At 51.9% G+C, this 19,420-nt stretch carries 2 protein-coding genes and 1 pseudogene; 2 read left to right on the forward strand and 1 reads right to left on the reverse strand.

What is annotated here, in order from left to right; translation table 11 throughout:
* Nucleotides 1-68 precede the first annotated feature (68 nt).
* Nucleotides 69-16,946: a LysM peptidoglycan-binding domain-containing protein gene (locus tag K6Y31_RS19950; protein WP_233054793.1), complete on the forward strand. Its 16,878-nt coding sequence runs from the start codon at nucleotides 69-71 to the stop codon at nucleotides 16,944-16,946.
* Nucleotides 16,946-17,422 (forward strand): hypothetical protein, encoded by a 477-nt coding sequence (locus tag K6Y31_RS19955; RefSeq protein ID WP_233054794.1) that lies wholly within the window; start codon nucleotides 16,946-16,948, stop codon nucleotides 17,420-17,422. The genes K6Y31_RS19950 and K6Y31_RS19955 overlap by 1 nt, the downstream gene beginning before the upstream one ends.
* 760 nt (nucleotides 17,423-18,182) lie before the next feature.
* Here K6Y31_RS19955 and K6Y31_RS19960 read toward each other — a convergent pair.
* Nucleotides 18,183-19,217: pseudogene (locus tag K6Y31_RS19960) on the reverse strand (IS110 family RNA-guided transposase).
* Nucleotides 19,218-19,420 lie beyond the last annotated feature (203 nt).

Genomic DNA, 19,420 nt, shown 5'->3' on the forward strand with positions numbered 1-19,420 from the left:
TGGTGGAGTACCAATATAACCGCTTATCGCAGACGGTACGCAAGCGTGAGTATATTGATAATCAGGCGGTGAGTAAGGCATTGCAAGAGGTGCAAGCTGGGCAGACAGAGCAGAGCTTGTATGAATCATTTGTAGAGCTTGCGGCGGCATTACAGGGCATGGGGGAGGCGAACCTAGAGCTGAATGAGCAGCTCAGTGAGCTCAATGAACAACAAAAACGGGTTGATGATTTGTTGGTCGAGTTGGCCGATCTTGAACAGCGTATTGGTCATAGTGAAGGAAATAGTGCCCGTCTGGACACGGAGTTGGGACAAACCCTAGTACGATTGACCTCTTTGCAGGGGACGGTGAATCATGAGTTTGAGCGTTATAATACCCTAAAAAACAAAGTAAAAAGTCTGGATGAACAGGTAAAATCGTACGAAATAAAACTGGGTCTCAGAGAGCCAGAAGCTATGCGGCAAGCTAGCCTATTTGCCATGTCAAGTATGTCACGTACAGCAGCGTTCGGTGCGCCGATGATGAGTGCGGAGTCTAATGAGCGGGCGTTAGACTCCCGTTTTAGCGATCCACTGGTTGAAGCGGCGCTCCAAGATGTAGCTGAAAGCCGGGCTACTTTGGATACGCTGAATCAGACGCTAACAGTGCAGCAACATGCAGTAGCTGCCCAAGTGGCGGTGGTGGCACAATATAACCAGTCACAGGAAGCAGCGCGGGTATTTAGGGAAAGCCGTCGTGAGGCGATGGCGAGTGCTGCGCAAGCGTTAGCGCAGGCTGCGAATCGAGTGGACAGTCGTACGGCAGAGCAGCATAGGTTGCAACAGGCACTAAATGTAGTTAATTCGGCCCGTCAGCAGGCGTATGACACCTTAAGCGCAGCTCAGAAGTCAGATCAACAAGCTGGTGTCACTAAGCTACAGGCAGATGCTGCGTACGCCAGTGCACTGAGCGCAAAGGCGGATGCAGCGACGCAGCTGGCACAAATTGAGTCAATGCTGGCGTCGGCTGAAGGCAATCATGATATGGCCTCTGCAGAAATTGCTCGGGCGCAAGCAGTGATTGATGCTGAGGAGGTAGTGCTAAGCGATTTACTGGCACGTCAAGCTCATGCTCTGCAGGAAGTGGAACGCTTAACGAGGTTACTTACTGCGGCGGCACGGACTTTAAGTGAAGGTGACCAGGCCCTGAATCAGGCCCAAGCTGAGCAGGCGCAAGCCAGCGACACGGCGGCGCTCACAGAGGCCTCACTCACTGCAGCCACTCAAGCTCACGATGAAGCAATGGCTAGCTTGAAAGGAGCGCAGGAGCGCCTCGTCGCTGCGACGCGATCACTGGAGGACGCCGAGGCTACATTACTAGTTGCTACGGAAGCAATGGCGCAAGCGACACAGACTTTGGCCCCTTATCTCGAAGAGCAGGTGAGCCTGCGTAGCATACGTGATGTAGCACAGGCAGTATTTGATCATGCATTTAGCGCTGTGGCGATCGCAGAGCAGGAACATCAAGGTGGTTTGGCGCTGATAGAGGAAGCGCAAAGTAATGCCGAAGTTGCATTGACTGAATATGAGATGGCGATTGCGGCATTGGAGGCAGGACTGGCCGAAGGTGCTGACGCTGAAACTATTCGTTACCTGACGTTGGCACGAGATACCGCGATTAACACCCGTAACACCACGGCGGCGCAGTTGGAACAAGCACTTGCCAACGAAGTGCAATTACAGGTAACCGCTGAACGTTTGGTGGGGCCTCGGGAAGAAGCTCGAGGTATACTGATGCGCGAGCAGGCTGCACTGGATGCCGCCATTGCAAGGGCCAATGGGGCGCAACAAGTTTTTGATACCGCAACCGAGGCTCTCAAAAGTGCTGATACGGCGTTGGCCTTAGCGCAGTCTGAATTGAGGGATGCAACGGCCGTGCACGCGACGACCGAATCTGCTGAAGCCGCTGCAGCGAATACACTTGTACAGAAAAGACAAGCTGATGATGCGGCGCAGCTAGCGCTGACCGACGCTAATGCCAATCTGGTGCAGATTACGGCCGAACTGCAACACGCGTCGCAGGCACATGCTGCGCTAAGTGCTGAGTTCAATGATGCTTATGTGGCCCATGATGATGTATCTGAGCAACGGAAGGTTGCTGAGTTGACGCTCGGTAATGAGGGCGGGAGACTTAGTCAAGCGCAGGCTGCACAAGTGAGTGCAGCGCAGGACATTGAACGGTTAACTGCTATGCAGGCTCAGGCGGAGCAAGAGCAAATTGATGCAGATTCGCAATATGTGCAGGCTACTAGCGAGTTGAATGTGGCCCGTCAGCTGGTGACAGATGTGGGCGCAGCTCTTGCGGCGGCGCAGCTTCAGGTTACAGAGACTGATACAGAACAGGCCACGGCAACACATGCATTGAGCATGGCTCAGTATGCAGCTGCCGACGCCCATGCTGATCACAGCATGGCGCAGGCGGGATATGACACGGTCGCAGCGGCGTATCATCAGGCAGAGCAAGCAGAGACTCTAGCGGCGGAAAACCTGGCGGATGCTAATGCTGAGCTGGCTGAATTGAACGTTGCATTACAGACGACTACTGATTCGCTGGAAAACCAGGCTCAGACGTTGGAGAAGCAAGAAGCGGTGCTGGTATCCTCGGTAAGTGAATACGGCGGTATCAGTGGCTACGAAGCCTGGAAGGCGCAGCAGCAGGAAAATTATGAGGTCCAATTTGGCGACCCAGTGATCGAGGTGAAGCTGTCGGAAATCCGTTTACTGAAAGCTCAACTGAGTGAATTGGGCGATCAAATCAGACTGCAGCAACAGCAGGTGAGCGAGCGTGAAACGAAGCTGCAGACCAGCATTGCACTGCATCAACAGGCACTGGCGGAGAAACAATCTGCACAGACGGTGGCCGCTGATAAGCAAGCCTTATTAGCGCAAGCACAGGCCGAGCACCTAGAAGAGCAACAGGCACTAGCGGACAAGAGCTCGGTTTGGCAGCAGGCCGTTGATGCGTTGGCCCAAGTGCAACAACACCAGCGTGATGCGGTCAACATTTACCAGCAACAGCAACAAAAGCATGTAGCGGCGCAGCAGGCGCACCAGTATGCTGCACAGGCGCACGATGAGGCGGCTACTGCCCTGAGTGATGCTGACAATGCACTGGGGCAGGCACAACAAATCTTAGTACAAACGCAGCAGGCATTAGCGCAGGCGCAGCAAAATAAGCAAGATAATGAAGTGGCACTTGTGGACGCCACTGGCCGACTACAATTAGCGCAGAAATCGGTCGCGGCGCTGACGCAGAGCGTCACGGAGGCGGAGCTGGCTTACGCTAGCGCGCAGCGAGCCGCTGATGCGGCAGGAGTAGCGCTTAGCGGGGCAAAACAGCAGTTAGAGTCAACTGAAGCGGCTACGAAGACCGCGACGACAGCGCTAAAGCAGGCACAACAGGGGCTGACCTTGGCTGATGCAACTTTGGCTACAGCGACAGCAGCGTTGAGTGAGTCAACTTATAGTCAGGCGTTAGCTCAGCTGGCGTTTGATGAGACCTCGGCGGCACTGGCGCCATACCTAGCAGAAATCGCGAAGCAACAGGAGCTACGTGATGAGGCGCAGGCCAGTTTCGATGCAGCCAAGCAGGCTTGGTTAGCTGCACATGATGCATACCTCGCCGCGGTGGATGTGGTGACACAGATTCAACTGCGTGTTGATGACACCGGAGCACGGCTGCAGGCGGCACAACTGGCACTCGATGAAGCAACTACCGCCGGCCGACCAGAGGCGGAAGTGCATGAACTCAGCTTGTACCGCGATGCGATGGAAGATGCCCACAACTTAGCCACTAGTAAGTTGGATGCTGCGCTGCACGAGCGGGATATTCTTGAACAGGACATGCTCCGACTTAGCCTACCGAAGGCCGCAGCGGAAGAAGAGCTAGCCGCGGCAGATACTCGTCTGGCCCAAGCGCAACAAGATGCTAAGCCTGCACAGGATATTTATGATGCAGCGCATGTCGTTCTGAAAGAGGCAAACCAGAAGCTGGCACAGGCCCAGGGTGTTCGAGACCAAGCAAGTGTGGCTCAAATGCAGGCTGTGAGCTCGCGAGACACCCAGCAGAAGGTGTTTAATGAAGCCGAAGCGGCACTGTTGGGGGCGAAAGAAGCACTGGAGCATGCATCGCAGGAACATCTGCAAAAAAATGAGTTAGCGGCTCATACGGCGGATACCTTGAATGATGTAAAAGCAGCGTTGATGGAGCAGAAGCAGCTGCAGACTCGTGCTGAGCAGGACATAGCGACTGCTAATGACGCACTCACAACAGTCATGCAAACGCTCACGGATACGCAGCAACTTATTCAAGCTCAAACCATAACCGTGGCCACACGTCAAGCGCAGTTTGCCACGGGGCAGGCGCACCTGAAACAGGTACAGACCCAGCTGACACAAACGCAGCAGGATGAGTTTGCTGCAGCACAAGAGGAAGTTGCCGCACAAGTCGCGTTGACTCAGGCTAGCAGCGAGTTGTCTGCTAGCTCGGCGCAGCAGGAAGAGGCTTTGAGTTTGCGTGATGCGCAAGCTGATGTGGTGGCAAAGACGCAGCAACAACTGGATCAGGCGCAGGCGGCATCGGATGATGCACTCGCGGTGTTGATGCAGGCCTCCACTGGCGCTGCGCACACAGGCGATGCGAAGGTGCAAGCAGAGCAGGCATTGGTGACTATCAGTGCCTTGCTTGATGCGACCAATGCAGAGCTCGCGTCGCGGGTCGCGCTGCTTGCGGAGCGTGAAGATGAACTTAAAGTGGCAGTGGCTCCGTATGGTGGTCTAAGTGCTTACGAAAGCTGGAAAGCAGCGCAGGCGGAGGACAATACTGCCCCCGTTGGAGACCCTAAAATTGAACTGCTGATGGCAAAAATTAGCGCATCACGCACTTTGCTGGGTGAGCTGAGTAATGACATTGAGCGGCAGCAGGCGCAGTTGCTTGAGCAGGAAGTTTTCCTTAAGCAGACGCAGAAGGCTTACTTAGCGGCTGGCATTGAGCGTGCTGGGCGTGCCGATGCGCTGACTTCTGCCAATGGGGCGCTGGCACATGCGGCAGATGTACTGCGTGATAGTCAGGCCACTCTGGCTGAGCGCGAACAGATAAAGCAGGCCGCTTCCCTGGCTCTGAATCAGGCGACGCTGGCACAAGAGCAAGCGCAAGATACCCTTACGCAGGCAAGTGAAGCCCTTGTTGCAGCGCAAACCGATGTGGTGCAGCGTCGTGTGGCAGCGGATTCAGCCGGACAGACACTTGTCGACATTAGTGCTGCGCTGGAGGTGACCCAGGCTGCGTTGGCACAGGCGCAGATAGACGTGGCAGAAGCCGCACAGGAAAGTGATACTGAAAAAGCAAAACTTGATGAGGCGCAGGTAAGGCTGGATGCGCTAAATGTACAGGTCGATGAATTAACTAATGCATTGAAAAATGCGCAGGCAACTTTGAATGACGCAGATGCCCGACTGACGCAGGCGCAGCAGGAAGATATGCAGGCCGCGAAAGGGGCTGTGCAGCAGGCACAAACTCTGGAGCGGGCAACCTCGGCAAAAACCGCTGCTGACACGCAGCTGGTGAAGGTAAACAATGATCTTGCGCAAGCACAGCAACGCAAGGCGACCGCTGAGACGGCACTGGCGCAGGCGCAGCAGGCCTTCAGTATCACAGAGTCAGCTTTAGCCCCTTATCTTGAAGAGCTGGCTCCGTTACAGCAAGCGAACGATGAGACGCTTGCCAGTTGGCAAGCCGCCGCACAGGCTGTGAGGGATGCTGACATCGAATATCAGGCTGCCATCGCTTCAACAGAGAATGCCCGTGGCCAAGCTGCGGCAGCAGAAATGACTCTGGCCAATGCTCAGGAAGCGCTGGACAAGGCTATCGCCGGTGGCGAGGCAGCGAAATGGCATGAGTTGACTTTAGCTCGAAATGCTGCCATGAACACTCGCAACACCACAGCGGCGCAATTAGCTGACCAAGTTGTCCAGCTGAATCAAAAGGGAGAAGTCGCTCAACGCTTACATGCGCCAGAGGTGCAAGCGCTGGCAGCCTACCAAGAGGCGCAGGCCGAGCTCAACGGTGCTGTAGCGCGCGCAGCCGACACAAGGGCTGAATTTGAATGGGCGCAGGCTACGCTCACCGCTGCCCTTGATGAGCAAACGCAGGCCACTGAAATACTCAGTGGTACCACCCAAACACAGGTGCAAGCAACCGAGCAAGCTCAGCAAGCCTATGCTCAATATGGCGAAGCCGTGACCGCTGACCACGATGCTCGCGAACTGTTAACCGTCGCAGAGACTGAACTTGCTATCGCCAGTACCTTACAGCAGGACGCAGCTAAGCAGGAGGCAACGCTGAGCGACTTGCTATCACAAACGCAGCAGGCGCAACACTTAGCACAAGTTGACGTAAACCGTTACACCACTCACTATGAGGCGGCGCAGTCAGCGTTGAGTGATGCTCAAACCCGTACCGCACAGATGATCGCACAGCGTGATGCACAAAACACTGCCAAAGTGGACGCTGGCGAGCAAGTGAATCAGGCTATCCAAGCACACCAACATGCTGAGGAGATTCTTGATGGCGCCCGCACCGTGAAGGCTCAGGCCACCTCGGCGCTTGCGACTGCCACGCAGCAGCGCAGTAATGCTGCGCAAATGCTGACCGATGCGTCTGTTGCCCTTGAGGCGGCGAGCTCCGAGGTAGGCATGGCTACGGAGCGTCACAGCTCGGCGCTGGCCACTCAGCTTAATGCTGAGAGCGCAATGACGCTAGCGCAAAACGCTGAAGCTCGCGCCCTGTTGACGCGCAACCAGGCTCGTGAAAGTGTAAGCACCTTAGAGGCAAGGCTGGATGACGCCAGTGACCGCATGGCGGATGCCCTCAATACTCTTACTCAACAGGAAACACAACTGGAAGCCCTGTTAGCTCCTTATGGTGGCATGGTGGGGTATGAAGCATGGAAGTTGGTGCAGGCCGGTGTTAACGGTGCTCAGTTTGGAGACCCTGAAATTGAAGCAGTACTGGCTGAAATTAGCGTGATTAAGCAGGTGCTTAGTGACTTGAGTGGCAATATTGCTGACCAGCAGCTGACGTTGGATGAACAGAAAGTGTTTCTAGCGCAGAAGTTGCAAGAGCATGCAGATGCTACGGCTGCGCAGCAGCATGCAGGTAAAGCACATACTGATGCACAGCTGGTGCTTGGCAATGCTGCTAAAGTGCAACAGCAACATGAAACTATGCAGGCGAGCAGTGCTGCGGCAAATGCAGCCGCACTGGCGGCACGTAACGAGGCACAGCAGCACTTAGTCTACACCTCTGAACAACAACAGCAGCATCAGCAGGCGCTGATGCAGGCGCAGACTTTGGCGGCTCAACTGGCCACGGATATGGCACAGGCTGATACCGCCTTGGCACAGGCTGATACAGCACTGGCACAGGCCGATACGCGATACCATCAGTTGCTACAGGCTGTTAACGAAGCGACAAGTACGATTGACCATCATGACGCACAACTCAGTGCAGCCTTTGTTGATTTGAGCGTCGCGGCTGATAAGTTGGAACTGCTCACTGCGGCTCGTGATACGGCAGCGCAAGCGCAGGTCGATGCAACGGATGCGCAGTTACAGGCTTCAACGGCGTTGGCACTGGCGCAGCAACAACTGGCAGACAGTGATGATGCCGTTATGCTGGCGCAGCAACAGCTGACACAGGCACAGACTAGCGCGGCACAGGCTCAGACAGATTTATCAGAGACTGACGCAACCCTGGCCGCGGCTCTGACGGCGCGAGCCACCGCCGAAGCTGAGCACCATAGCGCCACAGATGCTTTAGCACCGCACCTTGAGGTGATTGCTGTGGCGGTGCAGGAGCGTGATGCCAGACGCGTTGACTATGATCATACCGATGATGCCTATATGGCTGTGGTCATTGCGCATGAGCAGGCCATTGTAGACAGTGACGCAGCCGTCGCCGAAGTTGATGCGGCTAATCTACACCTTACAGAGGTAGAAGCGGCGCTGGCCGCAGCCACTGACGCTGGTGACCATTCTGCTATCTTTGAGTTGACGGTGGCCCGCAATGAAGCCATCACTGCGCAGCAGCAAGCCAGATCTGGGGTAGACGGGGCAATGAATCGCCGCGATGAGTTGGCGCAGGAAGTGATTCGTCTAAGTGCACCGCGCTCGGCAGCGCAGGAAGCGCTGAATATCGCACAGTCAGAAGTAGATAATGCTACTGCTCTAGCCGCTTTCTCACAAAAACGTTTCGACACGGCTGCAATGACGCTGGCACAGGCACAACAGGCGCTGAGCAGTGCCACCACTGCGCAGCAGCGAGCCAGTGAGGCCCTTGATGCCGCCCTCGTATTGCAGAGCGGCGCGCAGCAAGCACAAGATGATACACGGAAGGTACAGGCGAGTAAGCAGCAAACATTCGAACAGGCTGAGACTGACTTAACAACTGCCGATATCTCACTGGCGCAAACGACTGCTCACTATAATAGTTTCCCCGCGCGGATCGCAGCTGCTGAAAGCGATCGTGATCGTGCACTTAGTAACATAGCTGTAGCGGAGCAAGGACTGAACCAAGCACTGGCGGGGCTTAGCGCAATGCTAAGTCCGCAGCCAAAAATGGCCAGCATGATGGCTTCACCTATGATGATGCGTATGGCTGCTGGCCCAGTTGAGGATGCTCAGCAAGCGCTAAATGAGGCTCGAGCGGCACTGTCACTAGCGCAACAGGCGCGGGATGACCAAGCCACGACGGTTGAACGTCAGCGTATTGAGCAGCAAAGCGCAGCTATATTGCATGATAAGCTGGCAGCACTGCAGCATAGCAACGACGTTGAACAAGCACAGATTGAAGTGCAACTGACGCAAAGTACTGCCGCGCTGGCCGAGGCCTCTCAGCAGTTGAGCGAGGCAGAGTCTGACTACGCGCAAAAAACGGCACAACTGGTCGAGGCGCAGCTGCAATTGGCTGATGCACAGGTGGCCAAGTTGCTGGCGGAATCTGCTGTCGACAATACCCGCGGGGCTTATTTAGCGGCGCAGGAGGAGACTTCAACCATCGCTGCTGCCCGCGATCGGGCGCAGCAAAACGTCGACGCCTTGAGCCTTCGACTGCAGGATGCCCTCACTTCTCACCAAGCGGTGAACGCCTCGCTGTCGCCGAAACAGCAACAGCTTGAAAGCCTGCTGATCCCGTACCGTGACTTCGGGGGCTACCTTAGCAGCAAAGGCGATGATATCGTTGCCCATGCCATTGCTAAACACGCTGAAAATGATCAAGTGATTGCTGAAAAAGAAGCGCTGATTGCAACATTGGTGAAAACCACTAATGAGCTTGCTGAAGATATTTCCGGTCAGCAAGAGCGCATGGACAAGTTGGCGCAGCAATGGCTAGGTCATAAACGAACACACGAAGAGAAGTTGCAACACCTTAATGGCCTTGAGGGCTCAAAAGAGGATTATGTTAGTCAACAGTCAGGGTTTATTAAGGATAAAAACGACGCTCAAGAGAGGATTGACACTGCAACAAAAGATAAATCGACAGCGGCTATCAACGAAAGTAACGCACGCATTGCGCTTAACGATGCGCTAAGCGCGGCTGCACAGGCAAAACAAGGTTTACCTGCCGCCAAGCTTGCTCAGCAGCAGGCTGAAAGTGCGAAGAATGCAATCGACGCTCGCCTCGTTCAAATTGATATTGATTTAGGAGTTCGCGCACAGGAAAGCTTAAGCGCGCGAAACGATGTTAGAGCGTTACGCGGGAATGCGAATTTTACCAACGGCTTCCGACTTTTGATGAATGCAGCTCACTATGTCGATGCTGCCAAAATGTTAGCCGCTTATACTCGTCTGAGCCATATCTCGCCTAACCTGTCAGAAATACAAAGTGCTCAGCAAACCGTGCAAAATTCTTTACCGGATTTTCAAGCTCGCATTGAAATGCATGACAAAGAAGTGAAACATATGCTTATGGTGCAAAAATTTGCATCAGAAGAAACTTCAGTTCCTAGTCAAGGAGAGGTTGATGCTGAAGTAAATCGACGCAACAATGCCATTAGCGCTAAACATCATCTTGAGCTTGTTATCGCACAGCTGAATGACGTGGGGGGGCAAAGTCCGATCCCTGACTTCGATAACTCAAGCTTGAAGTCTGAACTGCAGCAATTGCGAACAAAGTTTGATGATGAATACAAACAATTAGGCTTAGTGCTGGACCACATGCTTGATAATCGCTATCAGGATGAAGAAAATCCTGGTCTGTATACACAGTCTCAGATAGATGCCGTTATAAGCGCCCGTAACACCGCGATTGCACTCGACCCGTTTATGGGGGCGTCGATAAGTACCCTTGAAAACTACCAAAATGTGCGTGGCAACAGCGCTGAACTTGAATCGGAAAAAGCCCGTTTACTGCAGGATAAAAAAGGCTCTGATCAAGCGCTTATTGACGCAAATAATGCACTGACTGTTGCAGAGCAAGCTATTAAAGATGCCAATGTTGCAGTAACGCAGCTAGAGCAGGCATTGGCAGCAGCATTTACAGCGTTAGAAAAAGCAAATGACGCTCTCAATAACGCTCAGACAACGTTGGAAAACGCAACGACATCATTGAATACCGTTGCGGCATTAATTGCTGATGTTGAAGATCTGCTGGTTGTTGCGCATAAAGATGAAGCCAACGCACGAGTGCCAATTATTGAAGCGCGCGGTAAATTGGACATCGCGGAAGTTGAGTTAGCGACTTCGCTGAAAGACTTGAACGCCAGTAATGGGCACCTTAGCAGTGCTCGCCAAGACTTGGCTGACGCATACCAATTACGTGGGGAAGTGGCACAACAACTGAATCTGGCCCGTGAATATTATCGCGATGCCCGTGATAAAGTAGGTGAAGGCCAGAAAGCCGTTGGCGATGCAGCCGCCAAGATTGCGCAAGACTTGCGTATGAATGCGGTCAGTTACGACACCGATTACAGCTATGATGCTCGCGGCCAGCTTACCCAGACATTGTCGGCTGCGGTGACTTACAGTGAGCGCTCCGAAACAGGTGAAATGCAGACTCGCTATGGCCGTATGGAGACGGTTAACGACTACGATAACCTGGGTAACGTGGTATCAATTACCACCGCTAAGGGCACTCAGGTTGAAGACCAGAAGACGTTTGAGTATACGGTGACAGGCCAGCAAACCCGTTCAACGGGGTTGGCGGGCAGCCGCGTGGTTTACAACAGTCGTGATGAGGCGGTGGTTAACTACAACGCTGAAGGAGGCCGCCGTGATCGGGTTTACGATCAAGCAGGTCAGCTTCGCTTTGAGGTAGACGAGCTGGGCTATGTAACGGAGTACCGTTATAACCGCTTTGGTGAGCAAGTTGCACTGCTGCGTTACGAATATGCTTTTGATTTGGCTCGCAAGGCTAATACTGCCCTTGAGCTCGATGCACTGGAAGGTTTTATCCTGCGCGGCGGAGATGTGCGAGAGCTGGCATACAGCTATGACAAGAAGGGGCAGCGCACCGCAACCGTGCAAGCCAGCTTCGTTGATGCTAAGGCTGAGCGGGTGACCGATAACGTGCGCTACAACGCCTTTGGGGAAGCCGTATTGAGCTCACGCACTTATCAGAGTGGGATTAATCCTGACAACCTTAGCTATAGCAAGGTTACCGTACTGTCTAACAATATCTACGACGCCAGTGGTCGCTTGTTGGTCAGTCGTGATGCTGAGAATTACGTGACTGTTTACGACTACAACGCCTTTGGTGAGCGGGTATCGAAGAAAGAGTCGAGCCAGCGCTACGGTGGCAGCTGGAAAAACGATGAGGTGAGAGCATGGTTAGCGGGTGATAAAGCGGTGCGCACTGAGTCGTATGCCTACGATAATCGGGGCAATCAAACCCAGATCACCCGCCATGATGTCACTTATGCTGTGCACACGGGTAACACCGTGGCGCACGTAACTGGCGATCTAGTGTCTAGCATGTATTACGATCTTGCCGGTCGCGTCTACTTTACCGTGACGGAAGAAGGTAATGCCCAATACGCGAGCCACAGCGACAACCCGAACGCGGTGATTAACGAGTACGACGCCCTTGGCCGTTTGGTGACGAGCTGGGGTAAAGAGCGGGATTATCTGGTTTCTTCAGCATCGCTGCATTCGCCTTCTGCGCGCAAGATTGTGCAGCCCGATAGGCTCAGCAGCAGAGTGCAAACAGACTATGGCTATGATGCCCATGGCAATCAGGTATTCATTCAAAACGAAGATAGGATCACTTACCAATATTACGATCCGCAAGGGCGCCTAACTGGTCGTCGTGACGCAGCAGGTCACTATACTGCCGTTGCGGTAGACGCGATGAACCGAGTAATTGAAGAGCGTCAACAGGTAAGCGTCAGTGGTGAGCTGGGTTATCACTACGAGCGCGTGGTGCAATATAAGTATGATGCGACCGGGCGTCAGACCGAAACCTGGCACTATGGTGACCAAGGGCGGGTTCGTAAAGAAAAAGCGATTTACACCGCCTTTGGTGAGGTAGAAAGCAAGCTACAAAACGGCGTGGTACAAGAGCGCTTTAGCTACAACGGGCTGGGACAGGTGACTGGCGCGGTGAAGCAGGGAGTTAGCTATGCCTACGAATACGACAGTTTAGGCCATGTCGCAAAAGAAACCGTTGGCGGTGAACGCTCCACGGTGCGTGATTACGACAACCTAGGCCGATTGCTAACCGAGCAGGGCGCGGTGTTTAATCAACACTGGAATGGCAATGCCATCTACCAGCCAAAAACCAGCATTGAATACGATCGCTGGGGTAATGCGAAAAAACAAACCGTCAACGGCGTCGAAACCTACTTTAAATACGACAGCAATAACAACGTGATAAAACAGACGGGGCCAGCCACCACGATATACAGTGCTAACGGCACCGCGATTAACCATTACTATCAGGTATCGTCTTTCTTCTATGATGCCAGCGGCAATCATATTGGAACCAAGATGGCTAACGGCGGTTTGCACCGCAGCTTCTATGATGCAGCTGGTCAAAAACTGAAAGACGTCAGTGCCAGTGGCGCCGTGAAGCATTACTACCACGACGCCCGTGGCGACCTGATTGGGGTGATAGGAGCAGATGGGCGCGGTGAGCAAATGCGTTACAACGGCAATGGTCAGTTGGAAAGTCGGGCCCGCATCAACCTCGCTAAGGGTTACAGTGAAGTGGCCCAACGCTACTACTATGACCAGGCCGGTCAGCGATACCGTGAAGACCTGTATGGTGCCACGGGTTATACCAGCCTAACTCGCTATGACCGCTTTGGTCAGATTGTGGAAAACAAAGGGCAAGGTGTACACCAGAGGTTTGCTTATGACATCAATGGTAACCGAACTCGGGAAGCTTGGCTCGATACCCAGGGGGATGAGCAAGGCGTGAAGACGGCGACCTTTGATGGGTATAGCAGAATGCAAACCCAGACCTTGATTAATGGCTTGGTGCTGAACTTTGAGTATAACAGTTACAACCAGCTTAAGCGTCAGCACGGAGAGGGTCATGAAACCTTATACAGTTACTACGCCAACGGCCTGCTCAAATCACAGGCGGTAAGCGGTGAGCAAACCGAGCAGCTGCGTTACGACATCAATGGCCGCGAAATTGGCCGTAGCCTTGTTTCGTCTGACGGCAGTAAAGTGCTGAATACCAGCAGTACTTATGATGCTGCCGGGCGCCTGAGCAGTTTGACGACCAGCGAGGCCCGTTGGGGCGAGCACAGTGCGGGGAAAGCCACCATTCATTACGGTTATGATGAAGTGGGCAACCGCCGCCGCATCGAGAGTATGCGCACGGCACCGGATGGCAGCCAAAACAGTGAGGTGCATTGGTACAACTACGACGTAGACAACCGGATGACAGTGAGCAAAGGTCAACTGGTGGGGGGCAGCATCAGAGGCGGTAACGATGGCAGCCGAGTCATCAGTTACGACATCATGGGGCGGCGTCAACAAGAATTCGCTTGGTTTAACACGAAGCGAGATGAGTTAGAGCAGGTACTGGTCAAGCAGCAAACCACACTGGGTTACGACGGTAATGGTCACCTCAATAGCACGGTGGTGCGCGAGTACAATGACCCGCAAGCCAGTTATCACTTTGGTGACAGCTTTGTGGTTAGCAGCATGAGCCGAGAGAACACTCTTACTGGGCACGCGCAGCGCCAGGTAAGCAAAACAATCAACTACGAGTATGACAGCAATGGCCGGCTTCTTGGTAACACCGCCAGCACCGACACGGACACCACCCAATTTGCTTATATTGATAGCCAGATGGTGCGCCAGCAGGTAAATAAAAATGGGGAAGACCGCTTTGATATTAGCTTTAATTACCATTTTTCAGGTCAGGTCAGTGCGCAGGCTACCCACTACCTAAAAGAAAGACGAACCGATACCAATGCAACTCGCTATATTGGTTGGGAAAATTATCAACGCGAGCAGACGGTGGCCAGCAGTACCGGTATTGGCTGGGGCCGCAGTACTACTACCTACCATTACAACGCGGTAGGCGCCTTGCAACGCACCAGTAGTAGCCAGAGTGAAAACGAACGCCATGTGATGACTGACCGCCATGGCCAGATTGCACTGAGCGTGGAAGGAGAGCAGCTTACCGCCCAATTATCAGTGGGTGGCAATCAACTGGGCAACCTGACCGCGGATAAACTGGACGCCGACTTGCTGGACGACAGTGCAGCAGAGGTGGGCACCCAGCCTGGCGCCTATACGGTACGTCAGGGCGACACCCTGCAGACCGTCTCCCAGAAGGTGTATGGTGACAGCCGTTACTGGTATTTGATAGCGGATGCGAATGCGATGGGGCCAGAGGGTGAACTGACACCGGGCAAATCCCTGATTATTCCGAACCAGCATACGCAAAGCTACAACGGCGCAGAGAGCTTCAAGCCGTATAATGAAAGCGACATTCTGGGTGATATCAACCCCAGCCCAACGGCGCCGCCGCCACCGAGTAAGAGCTGTAACCCAATAGCGATGATAGTGATGGCGGTTGTGGCCGTGGTGGTGGCGATTTATGCACCTGTTTTAGTTGGCCCAATGATGAACAGCGCGTTAGGCACAGGAATGGCAGCGACAGCAGCAACCGGAGCGGTGGCTGGTGCATCGGCCTCTGCGGCCTCCCAGCTGGTTGGCAAAGCGTTTGGCGTGGTCGACGATTTTTCTTGGAAGCAAGTTGGCTTAGGTGCATTGGCTGGCGGCGTCATGAGTGGGCTGAGTGAAGCCTCATGGATGAAAGGCCTTGCTAAGGCCGCCGATACGACGTCACAGGTTGGACGGGGCATGATAAATGCCAGTGTAAGTTATGCAACGCGCTATGCGGGCAGTAAAGCGCTGGGTATGGATATGTCGTTTAGTTGGACTAACTTAGCCGCCTCTGTTGCCGGTGGCGGTGTGAGCAGTGGCTTGCTGGCAAATATGCCAAGCAATGAGGTTAGCAACGCTTTTAGTAGCATAGCGGGGGCGTCGGCCTCTTCGGTATTACGCGGTGAGTCGTTTGGTGAGAATATTGGTGGGTTTGTAGCGGATGCGTTTGGCAATGCCATCGGCAGCAAGCTAGCCAATTCAGGGTTAGACTCTGTAAATGAGGTGGCCCAAGGGGTAAATGATTACCTTTGGGATATGCTAAACCCGGTGGATGATTCGAGTATTTTATTGGCAAGTATTGCTCCTTCGAGCAGCGGCACGAGGTATGTATCATCGGATGGCGCCGGTGAGGTGGATGCCCAAGGTCGTCGTATGAATTACCTTGGTCCAAGAAATTTGGTGAGTGAATCCGAAGGTGTTGGCAGCCATCGCGCAGGTGATGCGGCTGCTGTGGAGGAAGAGAGCAAATATGCTTACATGACAACAGAAGAAATCGAAGCTGAAAACAGACGCTTCTTTGGCCAAAGGGCGATGGATGAGTTGAATTTGGAAGTAAACACGAGTTTTATCGAACGCACGGATGTCATGTTAAATTCGCCTTTTGATGGTGTTTGTACCGAAGATAATATTTGGGGGTTACCAGAGCACCAAATGAGAGAGGTTGACTATTTGGTGAGAAATCCACTTGCTAGCGGAAATCAAGAGATTTTTGCAAAAATGACGGAACAGCAAAGGCAAACGTATGAAATAGCAAGGGATAAGTATAATGCTACGCTAGAGGGGCCGCAGTTACAGTCTCGAAACTATGAATATGAAGCATTGCAATATGAGCAAGCTAAAATGCAGGACGCCTTCCTTAACCCTGATGTAAGAGAGAGTAGTTTTCACTATAAGGCATCTCAGAGTACCTCAGATGGGCTTCTTTATGCCACTTCTGGGTGGGGCGCAACAAGGGTTGTGATACCAGTAGCAGGAGCAATATCTAAAAACATGGCTTTGGTAAACGCTGGGTTAATCACGAATGAGTTATATAATCTATCCCAGACAATAGATGGTGATAAGCTGAATGAGTTCTTTGAGTCGAGTAATAGGTTAAGTTTTGGGATAGGTGTAGAAAACAAGAAACTAGACGTTGACTTTAAACTTTACGCTGGTGTTGTTGGGACGAATCAGGTTGGATATGCTTATAAACCCCCCAGTGCTAAAAGAAGTTACCAAGGGCTTGATAGTAATGTGGCATTTCACCACCGTTGGGATAACTTTAATTCGTTATTTAGTGGTGACATACCCACATTCCATGCAATAGGTGAGATAAACTCTTCATCAATTGAGCATATGTTCTCTGTAAGAGGAATTAGAATGGAAGGTAAGCTTAACTTGGGGACAAGAATCGATTACTCAAACAATCACAGGTTAAGCGGAGCTGTAAATTATAAAGTGTCCAGCAAAATTGAGCTTTTCGGCTTCAAACCTTACTTTACTTTAGAGGGTAGAAAGTAGTGAATTTCATTAAGTTTTTTTTTAAAAGTAAAGCGCGGACAAAATCAAGTAGGGAATACTACCTTGAGTCGGATGTTGAGTTAAATTTTTATATAATTAACCCCAATTCTCGAGATTCTTATTGCTTGTATAAAGGTAGTAAGTGTATAGCTAAAATTAATTACTTTGATATTCAGTCAGATGTCATTGCTATTGATAAGGTTGGCATTGGTCGATTTAGCCATGGCTGGATGCTTGACAATGATCCTGAGAAGATTATAGACACGTCACAGTCTTGGGATTTCAAAATGAATGGAAAAATAGTTGTCAAGCTTAGCAATGGAGGGATGTTAGATGATGCATTAATATCGTTAGTTCGAGACTTCCGCTTTGTTTGGCCAGATCCATACAAAAAAGTCGAGTTTTGTAGTGACGCTTTGACCCCAGAAGTTGCAGTTTGTATTTTATTGGCCGAAACGTGCCCGGAGCCAGCATAATAAGTGGGAATAAAGGAAAATACAGCAAATAATAGGACGAAATAACGGGACATCCAGTGCGCGAAATTAAGAGGACAGGCACTTTTTATATCAAGTAAATACAGTGCCTTAGTTGTTTAGGTCTACTTTTTGTCTGCTCAAGTTCGCATCGTCACCCACAGTTTAAGGGTCTACTTAGTTTGTGGGTGACGCGAATTGGCGGAATAACAGGACATCCAGTGAATAGCGGGACACCCAGTGCGCCGAGCTAAATCGGTAGAAGAGTGGAGGTGAAAGCCCTCTGACTGGTAAGACCTAGCAAGTCGCCAGTACCCCGAGTCATGGGCGGCGTGCCGTGAGGCACGCGGTTAAGCGTTGACAGGGGAAGCCATAGGCTAAGTATTGTGCTGCGTAATCACCCTTTATGTGTGTTGACCTTGTTGGAGGAAATAACGGGACATATATGGTCACCTCGGTTTTAGCAAGGCCAATGCGTCCTCTTACTGTTGTTTTTTACTAAATAAATGCGCTTGTCGTTTTTCACCTTTCACAGCAGGGTTTTAGCTACTAATGGTTCGCGGTCTTGCGACATATATCCGGCGTCAGTTGCGCCCTAATGAGATCCAAATTGACGTCTTACCCTCCTAGGCACCCACCTGACCTCGAAGGTCACTGTCCCGTTCAGGTTTTGAGTAAGACAAACCGTTTAACTCATTAACACCATTACCGCTGTTGTGCTTGCTCTTTACGTATCAAAACTCATACCTTAATAAACCGACATCTAGTTCGCGGCCTTGCACGCCTTACTCATGTCGTACGCTTCCCCACGACTCATCACCACAAAGACCATTCGAGCCATTTTATTGGCTAAGGCAACCGTCACTTTACAAACGTGATGGCGTTGTTTGAGTTGTTGTAGCCATAGGCTCAGTGCGTCGTCTTTTTTATCACACCAATTCACTACCGCTCTAGAGCCATGGATCAGTAACTGCCTTAATGTTTGATTACCGCGTTTCGTTATTTTACCGAGTCGATTGGTCGTGCCACTGCTATATTGCAAGGGCGTTAGCCCTAGCCATGCGGCTAGTTGCCGTCCATTTTTAAAATCATTGATGTCATTAATACTGGCCAATAATGTCGATGCCACGATTGGGCCTACACCTGGGATAGTCAGTAGCAAAGGATACTGTGGCATAGATTGAGCAAGGGTTGATATTTCCTGTGTAACTTGCTCGATCTGTGTATCCAAATGCAGTTGGAATTCATAAAGACGGCGAATAAACCCCTTAGCGACAGTGGTTAGGCCGTTTTCATCGTCCTCTAAAATCAAGGGGATGACGACCATCAATTTGTGTCGGGTTTTCGCGATAATCAGGCCATATTCAGCAAGGAAACCGCGCAGTTGATTACCGTTTGCAGTGCGGTTGTCAATCAAACGATCACGAATGCGGAGCAAGGATTGAATGTCTTGTTGCTCGACGGTTTTGGGTCGCAACAGACTCACTTTTGGCCGACCGGCCGCCTCACCAATGGCGATAGCATCATTGGCATCATTTTTATTGCCAACAAGCATGGCTTTCACCGCTCTAGCAGGAATAAGCTTAACCTGATGACCGAGCTTTTCAATGGCTCTCCCCCAAAAGTTAGCGCTGTAACAGGCTCCCATCACGACCAATGTAGGCTCGCATTGCCTGAGTGTATGGAGTAGCTCAGAACGCTTGAGTTTGCGGTTAAAAGCGATCGTATTATCAGGGTTAAAGGCAGCGACTTAAAAGACAGTTTTTGCCAAATCAATACTAATGAGTTTATATTTCATAGTGGTCACCTCGAGTCAGATTATGTTCACCTAGATCATGGCATATTGCGATGCCGAGGTGACCATCTCAGCCCCCCTGCCTTCATCAACTCAGATAACACTCACTACGCTTGAGTGAATTTTGTCACAAATATGTCATTTTATCGATTGCCGCTTAATTTTTTTTTAATTCTCCGCATTTACTAATTAGTTAGATTTTTTAT

This window comes from Motilimonas cestriensis (genome assembly GCF_021295315.1).
GTDB classification, from domain to species: Bacteria; Pseudomonadota; Gammaproteobacteria; order Enterobacterales; family CBDFNC01; genus Motilimonas; species Motilimonas cestriensis.